This is a genomic window from Caldinitratiruptor microaerophilus (assembly GCF_025999835.1).
Classification (GTDB): Bacteria; Bacillota; Sulfobacillia; order Symbiobacteriales; family ZC4RG38; genus Caldinitratiruptor; species Caldinitratiruptor microaerophilus.
Genome location: NZ_AP025628.1, coordinates 590,251 through 606,465, shown reverse-complemented (window position 1 = coordinate 606,465; position 16,215 = coordinate 590,251). Strand labels below are relative to the sequence as shown.

Below are 16,215 nucleotides of genomic sequence, written 5' to 3'. Positions count from 1 at the left end.
GCCGGCTTCGCTCTCCGGCCGGTTCGACGCGGCGCAGGTGCCGTCCGGGCCGACTGGAAATGGCCCCCTCCAAGAGTCAAGATGTGCGAGTCAACGAAACCGGTTGTGTGTCACGGATTGCCTCACCGGGCCCCAGCAGGTGGCCGGTCGGGTGTCCGGGGCGGTTTCGGTTTGACATAACATCGGTTTGTGGTCGACCGGAGACTTGCTGTTCCGGCATGCCGGACGGCGCGAAGGGGTGGTGAGACAATCGGTGCCACACAACGCAGATGCTTGACCCCACACCGATTGTCTCATCACCCAAATGGCAGAACGCCGTCACGCCGGGCGGAACCCTGCGCCTCCAAAAGCACCGGCTCGGCCCCGGCGGCGCGGGCCGCGTCAGTGCGCTCCGGCCGGCACGCGCCCGGCCGGCCGCGCGGCCGGGGCAAGCTCCGGCTTCAGGGCGATCACGGCCCCCGCCGTGATCAGCGTGCCGGCGAGGATGCTGAGGGCGTAGAGCCCGAGGTTCCCGACCACGCCGGGGATCGGCAGGACGAAGATCCCGCCGTGGGGCGCACGGAGGGTCGCCCCGAACGCCATGGAGAGCGCCGCGGTGACGGCGGAGCCGGCCATGATCGACGGGATGACCCGCAGGGGGTCGGCTGCCGCGAACGGGATGGCGCCCTCGGTGATGAACGAGATCCCGAGCACCGCGGCCGCCTTGCCGGCCTCCCGCTCCTCCTGGGTGAACTTCCGGGGCGCCAGCCAGGTCGCCAGGGCGAGGCCCAGCGGGGGCGTCATGCGACCTTGGCGTCGGCGGCCACGATCACGGCGTCCGCCGCCTCGATCTCCTCGGGCGTCAGGGGGTTCTCCACGCCGACGGACCCACGGGTCTCGACCCGGATCTCGATCCCCCTCTCCCGGGCCGCCTTCTCAAGGGCCTCGGCGGCCATGTACGTGTGGGCGATGCCCGTCGGGCACGCCGTCACGGCCACCACCTTGCGTGGCATGTCGTCCACCTCCTGCGTGAGGGGCTTCCAACCGCTACGAGACCGGGGACCTTACGCCTGCGCGAGCACCCGCACCACCTCGTGCGCGGAACCCGCCTGCCGCAGCGCCTCGCGGACCTCGTCGTGCACCAGGCGCCGTGCCAGGTGCGCGAGGGCCTTCAGGTGCAGGTCGTGTGCGCCCTCGGGCGCGGCGATCAGGAACACCAGGTCGGCGGGCCGGCCGTCCGGCGCCGCGAAGTCGACCCCTGTCCGGGAACGCCCGAAGGCCACGGCCGCCTCCCGGACGGCGGGGCTCTTGCCGTGCGGGATGGCCACGCCGTGGCCCACGCCGGTGCTGCCGAGCGCCTCGCGCGCCAGCACGGCGTTCACGTACTCGTCCCGGTCGGCCAGCTTCCCGGCCCGGTCGATGAGCCCGGCCAGCTCCCGGATCGCGCCCTCCCGTTCGGTGGCCTGCAGGTCGAGCGTGATGAGACGCTCGTCCAGCAGCTCGCCCAGCGCCAACTCCATCTCAGTCGTCCTCCCCGACGCGCTCCGGCTCACACGGATGGACCGTGATCGCCCGTGCCATCTCGTCGACCGCCTCCGCCGTGCACAGCTCGGTGCCCGGCAGGGTCGCCGTCGCCACCCCGGCGGCCAGGGCCCGGCGCAGGATCCCGGGCGGGTCCATGCCGTGAAGGAGGCCGTGCACGAGCGCGGCCACCATCGAGTCGCCGGCGCCCACCGTGCTGCGGATGGGCACGTCCGGGACCGTGCCCCGCCACGCTCCCTCCGGGGTCACGAGCACGGCGCCCTCGGCCCCCAGCGAGACCAGAACCCACCCGGGCCCGCTCGTGAGCAGGTCCGAAGCTGCCCGGTAGACGGCGCCGAGATCGGACAGCGGCCGGCCGGCGGCCTCTTCCAGCTCGGCCCGGTTCGGCTTGACCGCGTCCGGGGCGGCCCGGAGCCCCTGTCGCAGGGCGTCACCGGAAGCGTCCAGGACGGTGAGGACGCCCGCCGCCCGTGCTAGCCGGATGTGGCGGGCGTACGTGTCCGCCGGGGCGCCGGGCGGGAGGCTGCCGGTCACCACCAGCGCGCCGGTCCGGTCCAGGACCTGTTCGAGCACCTCCCGGAGCCGCTCGAGGTGCTCCGGCGTGACCGTGAACCCGACCTCGTTGATCTCGGTCTCGAGCCCGGAGAGGCGGTCGACGATCTTGAGGTTGGTCCGGGTTTCCCCCGGCACCTCGATCAGACGGTCTTCGACGCCCTCCCAGGCCAGCACGCGGTGGAAGAGGTGGCTGTTCTCCTCACCCAGGAGCCCGAGGGCGATGGCCTCCAGCCCCAGGCGGCGGGCCACGCGAGCCACGTTCAGGCCCTTCCCGCCGGGGTCGACCCGCACGGCGGCGACCCGGTTCGTGCCGCCGAGACGCAACCCCTCCACCTCGACCGTCCGGTCGAGGGCGGGGTTGAGGGTCACGGTCGCCACGGCCTTCGCCACCGGTTCACCTCCCGGCGCCCGGGCGGGTCCCCGGGCCATCAGGCCTCATCGTCCGGCTCTTCATACCTCGATACCTCGCCGCCGGGGCCGGCCGGGGCCACGAGCACGTCCAGCCCGGCTTCGCGTATATGATCGGTCAAGCGCGCGGCGCAGCCGGGCAGTGCGGCAGCCCCCGGCATGAGTCCTGCAAAATGCGCGGTTGGGGGCACGAAGGACCCGCCGGACGCCCTCGCCGGGCACCGGTGTGTTCTCCGGGCAAACACCGGATGCGGGCGACGGCGGAACCCCGTCGTGGTTGTGCCACAGGGCCGGGCGCACCGGACCGCCGGCCCCCGGGTGGCCGCCGGGACCCACCCTACCCCAGCACCTGTCGGTAGAACGCCTCGTACCGCGGGACGATCCGGTCGGCGCAGAACTGCTCCCGCACCCGCACGACGGCGCTGGCGGCGAGGCGGTCGTGCTCGGCGGCGTCGGTCAGGATGCGCAGGGCGGCGGCGACCATGCCGTCGACGTCGTCCGGCGGCAGCAGGTACCCCGTCTCCCCCACCACTTCCGGCAGGCCGCCGATGCGGCTGGCCACGACCGGCGTGCCGCAGGCCATCGCCTCCAGGGCGGCGAGGCCGAAGCTCTCCTGGATCGACGGGAGCAGGAAGACGTCGGCGATGCTGAGAAGCGGCACGACCTCGTCCTGGTTGCCCAGGAAGTACACCCGCTCCGTGAGCCCCTTCTCCCGCACGAGCTGCCAGGCCTTCGGGCACTCGGGCCCGTCGCCGATGAGGAGGAGGCGCGCCGGCACCTCCCGGGCGATGCGCGCGAAGATCTCCACGACCCGGTCGACCCGCTTCACCGGCCGCATGTTCGACAGGTGGGCGACGATCCGCTCCCCCGGCCGGGCGTACTGCTCCCGCAGGCCGGGCGGGGCGGCCGGGCGGAACTCGTCGCAGTCGAGGAAGTTCGGGATGTGGACGATCGGCCGGCGAACCCCCAGCGTCTCGACCGTCAGGCGGCGCAGGTGCTCGGAGACGGCCGTCACCCCGTCCGACTTCTCGATGGCGAAGGCGATGCTGCCGGCGTACGAGGGCTCCTGCCCCATGAGGGTGATGTCGGTGCCGTGGAGGGTGGTGACGACCCGGGGACCGTCGGGTGCCGTCATCTCCCGGGCGAGATAGGCCGCCGTGGCGTGGGGGATGGCGTAATGCGCGTGCACCACGTCGAGGTGGACGTGGCGGTGGACCTCCGCGATCTTGTTGGCCAGGCTGAGGAGGTAGGGTGCGTCCTTGAACAGGTAGTAGCTCGGGGTGTCGACCTGGTGGAACGCGACGTTCGGCCGGAACCCCCGCAGCCGGAACGGCGGCTCGGAGCTGATGAAGTGCACCTCGTGGCCCCGGCGGGCGAGGTGCTTGCCCAGCTCGGTCGCCACGACGCCGCTGCCGCCGACGGTGGGGTAGCAGACGATCGCGATCTTCACGGGGGCTGACCTTCTTTCGGGGGAGTCCTGCGGCGCGCCGTCCGGCCGCGCCGGGCCGTGCGGGCGCACCGGGCCGTGTGCTCACGCAGCCCCCGGGGCCGCTAGCCCTGGCCGGACGGCCCGTGCAGGCCGGGCAGGCCGTCCAGCACCGGCGGCTGCCGCAGCCGGAAACCCTCGGCGTACCCGACCCCGATGAGGCTGCCGTAGTACCGGTCCCGGGACTCGATCCGGTACAGGAGGCCGTGCGGCGCGTTGAGGGGCGTTTCGGGCCCGCCTGGGGTCCTCTCGAACTGCGACCGGTATGCGAACAGGCTTTCGCTTTTTTTCTGCCAGAACACGCTTATGTCAACCAGGAAGGAGGGTTCGGGGGCGTCGTTGAGGAAGTAGAAAACCATTTGCTGGGGGCGATGCGGCGGCTCGGCCGTCTCGTACTTGGCGAGCGCCGCGGTGAAGACCGCCTCCCGCAGCAGGTGGTGGGCGGCCACGTGGTCGGGGTGGCGGTCGTCGCCCCACGGCAGCGCCACCACCCGGGGCCGCAGGCGCCGGATCACCTCCACCGCCCGGCGCACCTGCTCCCCGCCGGCCCCTCGTCCGCCGGCGCCGTAGACGAGGCCCCGGTCGGGCAGGCCGAGGTTCACCCGCAGCCCGACCCCCAGGATGCGGGCGGCCTCCTCCGCCTCCCGGGCCCGCGTGCGGCGGTCGCCCCCCGTGCCGAACTCCCCGGCTGTGAGGTCGCAGATCGCCACCCGGTGACCCCGGGCGGCGTGCAGGGCGATGGTGCCGCCCATGCCGAGTTCCACGTCGTCGGGGTGGGGGCCGAAGGCGAGGAGGTCGAATCCGTACCCGTCCCGCTCTCCCATGGTTCTCACCCCCGCGCGTCGTCCGTCGAAGCTTCCAGCGCTCCGAGTACCAATTGTACCGCACGGGGTGAAGGTGCGCTCATGAACCTGCCCCAGCTCCTGGACCGCCTCCGGACCGACCCCGGCTTCATGGCGAACGTGAGCCGCTGGGAGGTGCTGCCCGCCCAGCCGGCGCGGTACGCGCCCTTCCCGGAGGGACTCGACCCGCGCCTGGTGGCGGCGCTGCGGGCCCGGGGGATGGAGCGCCTGTACAGCCACCAGGCCGAGGCGGCCGCCGCCGCCCTGGCGGGCCGCAGCGTGGTGGTGGTCACGCCCACGGCCTCCGGCAAGACCCTCTGCTACAACCTGCCGGTGGTCCAGCGCATCCTGGAGCGGCCGGCGTCCCGCGCCCTCTACCTCTTCCCGACCAAGGCGCTGGCGCAGGATCAGTTCGCCGGGCTGCGGGAACTCGTCGAGGCCGCGGGGGCCCCGATCGAGCCCTACGTCTACGACGGCGACACCCCGGACACCCTCCGCCCGCGCATCCGGCAGGCCGGCCACGTCGTCATGACCAACCCGGACATGCTCCACACGGGGATTCTCCCCCACCACACCCGCTGGGTGCGGCTCTTCGAGAACCTCCAGTTCGTGGTGATCGACGAGCTGCATACCTACCGTGGCGTCTTCGGCTCCCACCTCGCCAACGTGCTGCGGCGGCTGGAGCGGATCTGCCGCTTCTACGGGTCGAACCCCGTGTACATCTGCACCTCGGCCACCATCGCCAACCCGAAGGAACTCGCCGAGCGGCTCACCGGGCGGCCGGTGGAGCTGGTCGACCAGAGCGGCGCCCCCCGGGGCGAGAAGCACTTCATCCTCTACAACCCGCCCGTCGTCACCCGGGACGGGCTCCGGGAGCCCGTGCTGAAGGCGGCCCGGCGGGTGGCCGGCACGTTCCTGCAGAACGGCATCCAGACCATCGTCTTCGCCCGCACCCGGCTGGCCACGGAGGTGCTCGTGACGTACCTGAAGGAGGACCTGGCCCGGGGCAAGGCGGGGCTCACCACCCGGCGGGCCGAGCGCATCCGTGGGTACCGAGGCGGGTACCTGCCGGCCCAGCGCCGGGCGATCGAGCAGGGGCTGCGGTCCGGCGAGGTGCTGGGCGTCGTGTCGACCAACGCGCTCGAGCTCGGGATCGACATCGGCCAGCTCGAGGTGGCCGTGATGGCCGGCTACCCCGGGGCCATCGCCTCCGCCTGGCAGCAGGCGGGGCGGGCGGGGCGGCGGCAGGGGACGTCGGCGGCGATCCTGATCGCCTCGTCCTCGCCCCTGGACCAGTACATGGTCACCCACCCCGACTACTTCTTCGGACGGGCGCCCGAGCACGGGCTCGTCAACCCGGACAACCTCTTCATCCTGACGAGCCACCTGAAGTGCGCCGCCTTCGAGCTGCCCTTCGCCGACGGCGAGGCCTTCGGACTCGACCCGGCCGGCACCGCGGAGATCCTCGCCTACCTGGAGGAGGAGAAGATCCTCCACCACGCCGGCGGCAAGTGGCACTGGATGAACGAGAACTTCCCGGCCGAGGACATCTCCCTGCGCAGCGCGGCCAGCGAGAACTTCGTGATCGTCGACACGACCAGCCCGGAGCCCCGGGTGATCGGCGAGATGGACCGGCTGGCGGCCATGACGATGCTGCACGAGAACGCCATCTACATCCACGAGGGGCAGCAGTACCACGTCGACCGCCTGGCCTGGGAGGAGCGCAAGGCATACGTCCACGCGGTGGACGTCGACTACTACACCGACGCCCACCTGGCCGTCACGGTGCGGCCGCTCGACGTGCTGAAGGAGCGGGAGGAGCTCGGCCTCACCAAGGCGTTCGGCGAGGTCATGACGGCGGCGAAGGCCACCATATTCAAGAAGATCAAGCTGCACACCCACGAGAACGTCGGCTGGGGTGAGATCCACCTGCCCGAGGACGAGATGCACACGACCGCCTACTGGCTCACCCTGCCGGAAGCGGTGACGGCCCGGTTCGAGCCGGACGAGCTGCAGTCGGCCCTGGTGGGGCTGGCCCACCTCCTCGAGGGCCTGGCGCCGGCCTACCTGCTGTGCGACGCCCGGGACCTGCGGGCGGCGCCGCAGATCAAGTCGCCGTACACGGACCGGCCCACGCTCTTCCTGTACGACGCGTACCCGGGCGGCATCGGCCTGGCGGAGAAGGCGTACGACCTGCACGCGCTCCTGCTCGGCGCCGCCCTCGACCGGGTCCAGGCCTGCCCGTGCGAGAGCGGCTGCCCGTCGTGCGTCGGGCCCGAGAGCCACGGGAAGCAGGCGACGCGGCGCCTGCTGGAACTCGCCCTGTCCCACCCGGAGGTCCCGGCGTCGTGATCCGGGGGCGGCCGGCCCCGGGGAGGTGGGGGCAGCGGTGGACCTGAGGCAGCGGCTCCGGCTCATGCGGCCGGCGGGTGCCAAGCCTGCGGGTGCGACACCGGCGGAGGCGGCGCCGGTGGATGCTCGGCCGTCTCAGGCCTCACCGGCCGGCCGGGGTTCTCACCCCCGGCGGGATGCGGCCGCTCACCTCTTCCGCGCCCGCCCCTTCCCCACCCCGGCCGGGACGGCCCTCTGCGTCGAGGTCACGTTCCCGCCCGACCACCGGCGGGGGGCGGTGCCGGTCGGCGCCCTGCTCCGGGTCCCGGGCAGGGGCTGGGCGAGGCTCGGCCGGCAGCCGGCGTGGGAAAGCCTCGACCCGGAGCAGGTCGTGTTCCTCGACACGGAGACGACGAGCCTCGAACGCGGCACGGGCACCCACGTCTTCCTCGTGGGCGTGGGGCGGTTCGCCGGCGGGCGGTTCCGGGTCCGCCAGTTCTTCCTCCCGGACTACGACGAGGAGCCGGCGCTCCTGCACGCCGTGCTGGCCGAGCTGGAGGGCGCCCGCGCGGTCGTCACCTTCAACGGCAAGAGCTTCGACTGGCCCCTCCTCACCACGCGGCTGACCCTGGGGCGGCTGCCGGTGCCCGAGGTCCCGCACCTCGACCTCCTCTACCCCGCCCGGCGGCTGTGGCGGGACCAGGCGGAAAGCTGCCGGCTGGTCGACCTGGAGCGCCACGCCCTCGGCGAGACCCGCCACGGCGACGTCCCCGGGCTCCTCATCCCCTCCCTCTACTTCCACTACCTCCGCACCGGCGAGGCCGAGCCCCTGGCGCCCGTCCTGGAGCACAACCGGCTCGACGTCCTCAGCCTGGCGTCCCTCGCCGGCTACCTCGGCCTGGCGGCGGCCGACCCGCTCCGTGCCGCTCCCGCCGGCTCCCCGCTCACGGGGTCCGAGCTCCATGCGCTCGGCCGCCTCCTGCTCGATCAGGGCGAACTGGCCGCCGGGTTGGCCTGCCTCGAGGAGGCGCTCCAGCGCGGCCTGGAAGGCCCGGCCCGGGCCCGCTGCCAGCGGGAGCTCGCCGCAGCCTACCGGCGGGCCGGCAGCCACGCCGAGGCCCGCCGCATCTGGGAGGCGATGATCGCCGAGGGGGCCCGCAGCGTCACGCCGTACGTCGAGCTCGCCAAGTATCATGAGCACAGGGAGCGCAACCTGGAGGCGGCCCGGGAAATGACCCTCCGGGCGATGGCCGTGCTGGAGCAGCGGCAGGCCCTGCTCGGCACGGGCGCGGTCCGGGCGGAGGTTGCCGAGCTCCGGCACCGGCTCGAGCGGATCGAGACCAAGCTGCAGCGCACGCGGAGCAGGAGGCACGTTCGATGGATCGAGATCTGAGCCTCTACCGGCTTCTCCGTTACCTGGCAGAGCAGGGTACCGGGTTCCGCTACGAAGACGGCGAGTACCGGGCGTACTGCGAGGACCCGATCCTCGGCGAGACGAACCGCTTCGAGATCCGGCACCGGCCCGGAGAGGGGTACCGGTACTTCGTCAACTGGCAGGAGGTCGACCGGGACCGCTTCCTCGCTTCGGCCGTCCGCCTGCCGGTCGATCGCCTCCGGGCGATGGAGGAGGCGCTGCGGGTGGCCGAGGAGCGGCAGCACATGCGCCTCCTGGAGCTCCTCCACCGCGGCTGGCGGTTCCCCGACGACGGCCGGGTCTCCTTCTCGTGGGTCCGCTCCTACCCGGGCGGCGGGAAGTGGGCGGCCGTCGTGTACCTCGACCGGCGGGATCAGGTCGCGTACGAGCTGAACGGGCGGAAGGCCTCCCGCGAGCAGTTCCTCGCCGAGACCGGCCGCCCGGAGGAGGAACTGGCGGAACTCGAGGACGTGCTGCGGGACACGGCCGACGCCGGCTAGCCGCCTCTGCAGGGCGCCGGCAAGACGGTATGTTTGCGGCGTCCTTCCCGGACACCCGCATGATCGGCCAACCCGGGCATACGCCTTCTCGGGGGTGTCCCGGGGATGGTGTTCCTGGCACGTCGTGGCGTCCTCCTCCGGACGGGGGTCGTCCTGGGGTTCGCCGCGCTGGTGTTGGCCGCGAGGCTCTGGCTGGCCAACGCGTATCCGGCCCTGACCGGGACAGGGCCTCTGCGCCGGGCCGAGAACGCCGGCAACCGGGTGGCCCTGACCTTCGACGTGACCTGGAGCGACGCCGAACTGCTCGAGGTCCTGGAGGTCCTGGCCGCGGAGAAGGTGCACGCCACCTTCTTCGTCAGCCACCACTGGGCCGCCAACTACCCCGACCTCCTGCGCCGCCTGGACGCCGCCGGCCACGAGGTCGGCACGCTGGGGTTCCGCATGGCCGACCCCACGGCGCTCAAACCAGAGGAACTGGAGACCGAGCTGCGGTTCGCGCAGGGCCTGCTGGCCCGGACCCTCGGGCGACCGGCCCGGCTCTACCGCCCGTACGGCGGGCGCTGGAACCCGGCCGTGCTGGAGGCGGCGGCAAGGAGCGGCCTGCAGACCGTCGTGTGGAGCGTCGACGCCGGCGAGATGACGGCACCCCCGCCGCCTCCACGGGAGATCGCCCGGCGCGTGACGGCCCGCCTGCAGGCGGGAGACGTCATCCGGATCCAGGCGAGCGGCTTCGCCACCACGTCGGCCGAGGCGCTGCCGGCGATCCTGCGGGCGCTGCGGGACCGCGGCCTGCAGCCGGGCACCGTGTCCGAACTGGTGACGGCGCCGTGACGGAAGGGACTGGTACGAACCTCCAGTCGCCGGCCGCCCAGGCGGGGCCATACCCGCAAAGCCGTGCGGCGGCCCTGTCGCCGTGCTACACTGGAACCGAGGAGCGAAGGGGGGCTGGCCGATGGGTACCGCCACGAGGAAGCCCTGGACCGCAGAGGAGCTGGACCGGCTCCCGGAAGGGTGGCGCTACGAGATCGACGAGGGGGAGCTGGTCATCATGGCTCCGGCGGGGTTCGAACATGGGCGGCTCCAGGTGCGGATTGGACGCATCGTGGGGAACTTCGTCGCGGAGCACGGGCTGGGCGAAGTGGCCGGCGGCGAAATCGGGTTTTTCGTCCGGCGCGACCCGGACGTTCTTCGGGCTCCCGACGTGGCCTTCTACTCCAACGAGCGGCTCGCCCGGATCCGCGACCGGAAGGGATTCCCGGAGGTGCCGCCGGACCTCGCCGTGGAGGTCCATGACCCTTCGGAGCCGGACCTGAGCCGCAAGATCCGGCAGTACCTCGAAGGCGGCGTGCGCGCCGTGTGGGTCGTGGACCCGGACACCGGGACCCTGACCCGCCACGCGCCGGGCGAGGAGCCGCGCGTCTGGTCGGCGCCCGAGGCTGTGGTGGAGGAGCCTGTCCTGCCGGGATTCGCCTGCCGGCTGGCGGAACTCTTCGGAGAGAAGTGATGCGCCGAGCGGGGACGGGGCAGGCAAGCACCCTGTCCGAGTTCCCGGCGGCGCCTGAGGGACAGAGTGTGGGCGGAGCCCCCGGTCGCTGACCGGGGGCTCCGTGTGTCTGACGCCCCCGGCGGCGGACGTGGCCGTGGCGGGCAGGTCGGGGCGCGAAATCGACCGAACGGTGGCAAGAAATACACCCAAACGGTCCCACCCGCTTCCGATACAATTTGTACCGGTATCTGTTGGTTGTCAATTCATTACAATACGGAGTCCGAGGGGAGGTCGCACATGATTCCGGCCGCATTCGAGTACGTCGCCCCGCGCTCGCTGGCCGAGGCGATCGGTCTCCTCGAGCGCCACGGCCCCGACGCCAAGGTGATCGCCGGGGGGCAGAGCCTCATCCCGGCGATGCGGTTCCGCCTGTCGACGCCGGGGCTTCTCGTCGACATCGGCCGGATCCCCGGCCTCGACATCCTCGCCGAGGAGGACGGCGTGCTCCGGATCGGCGCCCTCGTCCGGCACGCCGACCTCGAGCACTCGCCGCTCATCCGGCGGCGCTACCCTCTCCTGGCGGGCGCCGCCCGGGTCGTCGCCGATCCCCTGGTGCGCAACCTGGGCACCGTCGCCGGGTCCCTCGCCCACGCCGACCCGGCGGGCGACTGGGGGGCCGCGCTCCTCGCCGCCCGGGCGGAGGTCGTCCTGACGGGACCGCGGGGGCAGCGCACGCTGGCACTCGACGACTTCCTCGTCGACACCTTCACCACGGCCCTGGAACCGGCCGAGCTCCTCACCGAAGTCCGGGTGCCGGCCCCCGGCCCCCGCAGTGGCGGCAGCTACCAGAAGATCGAGCGCAAGGTGGGCGACTTCGCGACGGCGGCGGTGGGCGTTCAGGTCGCCGTGGGCGAAGACGGCCGGTGCACGGCGGCAGGGATCGGCCTCTGCGCCGTGGGGCCCACGTCGCTGCGGGCCCGTGAGGCGGAGGCGTTCCTCGTGGGACAGCCGCTCACGGAGGCCGTCTTCGCCCGGGCCGGCGAGCTGGCCGCCGCGGCCTGCTCGCCGGTGGCCGACACGCGCGGCTCCGAGGAGTTCAAGCGCGACATGGTCCGGGTGCTGACCGTCCGGGCGCTCCGGGCGGCGGCGGCGCAGGCCCTGGCGGCCTGAGCACCCGAAGCGGGAGGGACCCCGATGCTCTACCACGTGACGCTCACCATCAATGGTCACAGGTACGAGGGGGACGTGGAGGCACGGAAGCTCCTCGTCCACTTCATCCGCGAGGTGGCCGGGCTGACCGGCACCCACGTGGGCTGCGACACGACGAGCTGCGGCGCGTGCACGGTGCTCCTGGACGGCCGCCCGGTCAAGTCCTGCACCCTGTTCGCCGTGCAGGCGGACGGGCGCGCCGTCACCACGGTCGAGGGGCTGGCGCCAAGCGGCGAGCTGCACCCCCTCCAGCAGGCCTTCTGGGACCAGCACGGCCTGCAGTGCGGCTACTGCACGCCCGGCATGCTCATGACCGGCGTGGCGCTCCTGGAGCGCAATCCGAGCCCCACCGAGGACGAGATCCGCCGGGCGATCTCCGGCAACCTGTGCCGCTGCACCGGCTACCAGAACATCGTCAAGGCGATCCAGCAGGCCGCCACGGCCCTGGCCGGCGCGGCAGGGGACCGCAGAGGAGGGAGCGAGGCATGAGCGCCGTGGAAACCGTCGCTGTGGTCGGCAAGCCGGTCAAACGCAAGGAAGACCCGCGCTTCATCCAGGGGCTCGGCCGCTACCTGGACGACATCGTGCTCCCCCGCATGGCGTATCTGGCGCTGGTCCGGAGCCCGTACGCGCACGCCCGGGTCCGGGCGATCCGGACCGACGCCGCCCTCGCCATCCCCGGGGTCCTCGCCGTGATCACCGGGGAAGACCTGGAGAAGGCAGGGCTGGCGTGGATGCCCACGCTGGCGGGCGACCGGCAGATGGTGCTCGCCACGGGCAAGGTGCTCTTCCAGTACCAGGAGGTCGCGGCCGTGGTGGCCGAGACCCGGGAGGCAGCCTACGACGGGGCCCACGCCGTGGAGGTGGAGTACGAACCGCTCCCCGTCGTCGTGGACCCGTTTGCGGCCCTGCGGCCCGACGCCCCGGTCCTGCGCGAGGACCGCGAGCAGAAGACGAACCACATCTGGCACTGGGAGGTCGGCGACCGGGAAGGCACCGAAGCCGCCCTCCGCTCCGCCGAGGTGGTCGTGAAGCAGGACGTGCGGTTCCAGCGCGTGCACCCGGCGCCGCTGGAGCCCTGCGGGTGCATCGCCGACTACAACCGCGGCACGGGCCGGCTCACGCTGTACGTCACCTCGCAGGCGCCCCACGCCCACCGGACGCTCCTGTCCATGGTGGCCGGGATCCCGGAGCACCTCATCCGCGTCGTGTCGCCGGACGTGGGGGGCGGGTTCGGCAACAAGGTCCCGGTCTACCCGGGCTACGTCTGCGCCGTGGTGGCGTCCCTCAAGCTCGGGCGGCCGGTGAAGTGGGTCGAGACCCGCACGGAGAACCTGACCACCACCCACTTCGCCCGGGACTACCACATGACGGCGGAGATCGCCGCCACACGGGACGGGCGGGTCAGGGCGCTGCGGGTGAAGACCATCGCCGACCACGGCGCCTTCGACGCCCAGGCCAACCCCAGCCGCTACCCGGCCGGCCTCTTCAGCATCTGCACCGGGTCGTACGACTTTCCCGTCGCCTTCGCGGAGGTCGACGCCGTCTACACGAACAAGGCCCCGGGCGGCGTGGCGTACCGGTGCTCGTTCCGCGTGACCGAGGCGTCGTACCTCATCGAGCGGACGATGGACGTGCTGGCGGCCGAGCTCGGGATGGACCCGGCGGAACTCCGGCGCAAGAATTTCGTCCGGCCCGAGCAGTTCCCGTACCGGTCGGCGCTCGGGTGGACCTACGACAGCGGGAACTACGCGGCGGCCCTGGACCTCGCCCTCGAGATGATCGGCTACGCCGACCTGCGCCGGGAGCAGGCCGAGAAGCGCCGCCGGGGCGAGCTCATGGGGATCGGCATCTCGAGCTTCACGGAGATCGTGGGCGCCGGGCCCAGCCACTCCTTCGACATCGCCGGGATCAAGATGTTCGACAGCTGCGAGATCCGGGTGCACCCGACGGGCAAGGTGCTGGCCCGCCTCGGCACCCGCCACCAGGGCCAGGGCCACGAGACGACCTTCGCCCAGGTGATCGCGCACGAGCTGGGGGTGCCGGTGGAAGACGTGATCGTGGAGGAAGGCGACACCGACACCGCTCCGTACGGCCTCGGGACTTACGCCAGCCGCAGCACGCCCACAGCCGGGGGCGCCGCGGCCCTGGCCGGCCGGCGCGTGCGGGAGAAGGCCCGCAAGATCGCGGCGCACCTCCTGGAGTGCGGCGAGGACGATCTGGAGTGGGTGGACGGGCGCTTCCAAGTGCGCGGGGCCCCGGGGCGGAGCGTCGGCATGAAGGAGGTGGCCTTCGCCGCCTACACGAACCCGCCGCCCGGCGTGGAGCCGGGGCTGGAGGCGGTGTTCTACTACGACCCGCCCAACCTCACGTTCCCGTTCGGGACGTACGTCTGCGTGGTGGACATCGACAAGGGCACGAGCGAGGTCAAAGTGCGCCGGTTCGTGGCCGTGGACGACTGCGGCACGGTCATCAACCCCATGATCGTGGAAGGCCAGATCCACGGCGGGCTCACTGAAGGTTACGGCATCGCCTTCATGCAGGAGATCGCCTACGACGAGAACGGGAACTGCCTGTCCGGCAACTTCACGGAGTATCTGGTCCCCACCGCCGTCGAGGCCCCGCGCTGGGAGACGGCCCGCACCGTCACGCCGTCGCCCCACCACCCCATCGGGGCGAAGGGCGTCGGCGAGTCGCCCAACGTGGGGTCGCCGGCCGCCTTCGTGAACGCCGTGGTGGACGCGCTGTCTCCCCTCGGCGTCCGGCACATCGACATGCCGATCACCCGGGAAAAGGTCTGGCGGATCCTGCGCGCCCACGGGATCACGGGGTGACTGCACGCCCACGGCGAGCTGCCGGTCTGGACAGGAGGGCCCCGGCGCCGGAGCCGGCCGGGACCCCGATCCCACGATCTGGGGTGATCTGTGGTGAACCTGAACTTCCAGGGAGTCGAGCCGATCCGTACCGACCCGGCCACCGCGCGCGCGTTCGTCCTGGACCCGCAGCAGGTGGGCCGCTGCCTCCCGGACCTCCAGGAACTGCAGGTGGCCGACTCGCGGCACTTCGTGGCCTACGTGAAGGTGGGCGTCGGACCCGTCCGCGGGCGGTTCAGGCTGGACGTGGCGCTGGACCCCGGCGAGGGCTCCGACGGCGCAGGCCTTTCCCTGACGGGTTCCGGGATGGGCAGCGGCCTGAGCCTGACGAGCCGCCTGCGGTTCGAGCCGTCCGGGGAGGGCACGAACCTCGTGTGGGAGGCGCGCGCCGCGGTGAGCGGCCCGCTGGCGACGGTCGGCGGACGGCTTCTGGAGGGCCAGGCCCGGAAGGTCATCGAACAGCTTTTCCGCTCGATCCGCCAGGAACTCGAGGTGGCCCGCGACAGGGCGGGGGGGTGAGCGGGGGATGAACAGCTCGGCCTCCCTTCTCGGCGACCCGCTGCTGCGCCTGGCACGCGAGCTGGAGGCCGCGGGCGAGCCGTACGCCGTGGCGACGGTCGTCTCCCGCCGACCTCCCGTCTCGGCACACGTGGGGGACAAGGCGATCGTCACCGCGGACGGCCGGCTGGTCGGGTGGATCGGCGGCAGCTGCTCCCAGCCGGTCGTCCGCCGGGAGGCGCTTGCGGCGATCCACTCGGGAAGGCCACGGCTCGTGCGCCTGAGCACGGACGTGCCGGCTCAGGCGCCCGGTGACGAGGACGCCACGACGGTCGTGATGACCTGTCCGAGCGGCGGCGAGGTGGCGATCTACATCGAGCCCCGGGTGGCGCAACCCCAGCTCGTGGCGGTCGGCGACACGCCGCTGGTGCAGGCGCTGGCACAGATGGCGCCGGTGGCCGGCTTCGGGGTCGTCCTCGTCTCTGGCACGTCCCCGCCTGCCGCCGGCCCGGCTCCGGCCGAGGACGGCCCGCGCCGCCTGGACCTGGCTGGACTGGCCGCGGCCCGGTTCGGGCCCCGGACCTTCTTCGTGGTGGCGTCAGCCGGCCACTACGACGAGGACGCGCTGGCGGCGGCGCTCGGAACCCCGGCCCGCTACATCGGGCTGGTGGCCAGTCGCCGGCGCGCCCGGGCGGTACTCGAGGTGCTGCGGGCCCGTGGCCTCCCGGAGGCCGAGCTCGCCCGCATCCGCAACCCGGCCGGGCTCGACATCGGGGCCGCCACCCAGGAAGAGATCGCCGTGTCGATCCTCGCCGAGGTCGTCGCGGAGTACCGGCGGGGCCTGTGGGAGGAAGCGGCCGGGGCGGTCCGCGCCGCCGGGCCACCGCAGTTCGCCCGCGACCCGGTGTGCGGCATGGACGTGGAGGTCACCACCGCCCGCCACGTGGCCGAGCACGCCGGCCGCACGTTCTACTTCTGCTGCCCGCACTGCCGGCACCGCTTCCTGCAGGACCCGGAGCGGTACCTGGCCGGGGAGGACGGTCCCGGGTCGGCGTAATTTCGTTTGAACCGTCGCACATGGGTAGGAGAACC

The 16,215-nt window shown here is 72.7% G+C and carries 15 protein-coding genes and 1 pseudogene; 10 read left to right on the top strand and 6 right to left on the bottom strand.

Going from position 1 to position 16,215, the window contains the following annotated elements; genetic code table 11:
• Positions 1–381: 381 nt before the first annotated feature.
• The 6 genes and pseudogenes from caldi_RS02885 to bshB1 form a co-directional block, all read right to left on the bottom strand.
• A pseudogene (locus caldi_RS02885) lies at positions 382–783 on the bottom strand (hypothetical protein); the annotation flags it as partial.
• Positions 780–935 (bottom strand): PTS sugar transporter subunit IIB, encoded by a 156-nt coding sequence (locus caldi_RS02880; protein ID WP_264844716.1) that lies wholly within the window; start codon positions 933–935, stop codon positions 780–782. The pseudogene caldi_RS02885 and the gene caldi_RS02880, both read right to left, overlap by 4 nt.
• A gap of 108 nt (positions 936–1,043) precedes the next feature.
• Positions 1,044–1,499 (bottom strand): PTS sugar transporter subunit IIA, encoded by a 456-nt coding sequence (locus caldi_RS02875; RefSeq protein ID WP_264843611.1) that lies wholly within the window; start codon positions 1,497–1,499, stop codon positions 1,044–1,046.
• A 1-nt stretch (position 1,500) separates the two neighbouring features.
• Positions 1,501–2,466: a 1-phosphofructokinase gene (pfkB, locus tag caldi_RS02870; RefSeq protein ID WP_264843610.1), complete on the bottom strand. Its 966-nt coding sequence runs from the start codon at positions 2,464–2,466 to the stop codon at positions 1,501–1,503.
• A 355-nt stretch (positions 2,467–2,821) separates the two neighbouring features.
• Complete coding sequence (bshA, locus tag caldi_RS02865; protein ID WP_264843609.1) at positions 2,822–3,934, bottom strand: N-acetyl-alpha-D-glucosaminyl L-malate synthase BshA; 1,113 nt, start codon at positions 3,932–3,934, stop codon at positions 2,822–2,824.
• 101 nt (positions 3,935–4,035) lie between these two features.
• On the bottom strand, positions 4,036–4,794 hold the full coding sequence (gene bshB1, locus caldi_RS02860) for a bacillithiol biosynthesis deacetylase BshB1 (RefSeq protein WP_264843608.1): 759 nt from the start codon (positions 4,792–4,794) through the stop codon (positions 4,036–4,038).
• Between the two features lie 81 nt (positions 4,795–4,875).
• Here bshB1 and caldi_RS02855 point away from each other — a divergent pair, with 81 nt between their 5' ends.
• From caldi_RS02855 to caldi_RS02810, 10 genes are all read left to right on the top strand, one after another.
• A complete protein-coding gene (locus caldi_RS02855) occupies positions 4,876–7,164 on the top strand; it encodes a DEAD/DEAH box helicase (RefSeq protein WP_264843607.1) in 2,289 nt (762 codons plus the stop codon).
• A gap of 37 nt (positions 7,165–7,201) precedes the next feature.
• Complete coding sequence (locus caldi_RS02850) at positions 7,202–8,536, top strand: ribonuclease H-like domain-containing protein (protein ID WP_264843606.1); 1,335 nt, start codon at positions 7,202–7,204, stop codon at positions 8,534–8,536.
• Positions 8,521–9,057, top strand: coding sequence for a hypothetical protein (locus caldi_RS02845; RefSeq protein ID WP_264843605.1), 537 nt, complete (start codon positions 8,521–8,523; stop codon positions 9,055–9,057). Before caldi_RS02850 ends, caldi_RS02845 begins: the two co-directional genes overlap by 16 nt.
• Before the next feature lie 105 nt (positions 9,058–9,162).
• The gene (locus caldi_RS02840; RefSeq protein WP_264843604.1) at positions 9,163–9,888 is read left to right on the top strand and encodes a polysaccharide deacetylase family protein; all 726 of its coding nucleotides are present in this window, start codon (positions 9,163–9,165) and stop codon (positions 9,886–9,888) included.
• Between the two features lie 121 nt (positions 9,889–10,009).
• Complete coding sequence (locus caldi_RS02835; RefSeq protein WP_264843603.1) at positions 10,010–10,561, top strand: Uma2 family endonuclease; 552 nt, start codon at positions 10,010–10,012, stop codon at positions 10,559–10,561.
• Positions 10,562–10,840: 279 nt separating this feature from the next.
• Positions 10,841–11,713 (top strand): FAD binding domain-containing protein, encoded by an 873-nt coding sequence (locus caldi_RS02830; RefSeq protein WP_264843602.1) that lies wholly within the window; start codon positions 10,841–10,843, stop codon positions 11,711–11,713.
• 24 nt (positions 11,714–11,737) lie between these two features.
• The gene (locus caldi_RS02825; protein WP_264843601.1) at positions 11,738–12,241 is read left to right on the top strand and encodes a (2Fe-2S)-binding protein; all 504 of its coding nucleotides are present in this window, start codon (positions 11,738–11,740) and stop codon (positions 12,239–12,241) included.
• Complete coding sequence (locus caldi_RS02820) at positions 12,238–14,586, top strand: aerobic carbon-monoxide dehydrogenase large subunit (RefSeq protein WP_264843600.1); 2,349 nt, start codon at positions 12,238–12,240, stop codon at positions 14,584–14,586. The genes caldi_RS02825 and caldi_RS02820 overlap by 4 nt, the downstream gene beginning before the upstream one ends.
• A gap of 93 nt (positions 14,587–14,679) precedes the next feature.
• Positions 14,680–15,144 carry an SRPBCC family protein gene (locus caldi_RS02815; protein WP_264843599.1) on the top strand — a complete coding sequence of 155 codons (465 nt, stop codon included), beginning with the start codon at positions 14,680–14,682 and terminating at the stop codon, positions 15,142–15,144.
• A 7-nt stretch (positions 15,145–15,151) separates the two neighbouring features.
• Complete coding sequence (locus caldi_RS02810; protein WP_264843598.1) at positions 15,152–16,180, top strand: XdhC family protein; 1,029 nt, start codon at positions 15,152–15,154, stop codon at positions 16,178–16,180.
• Positions 16,181–16,215: the final 35 nt, after the last annotated feature.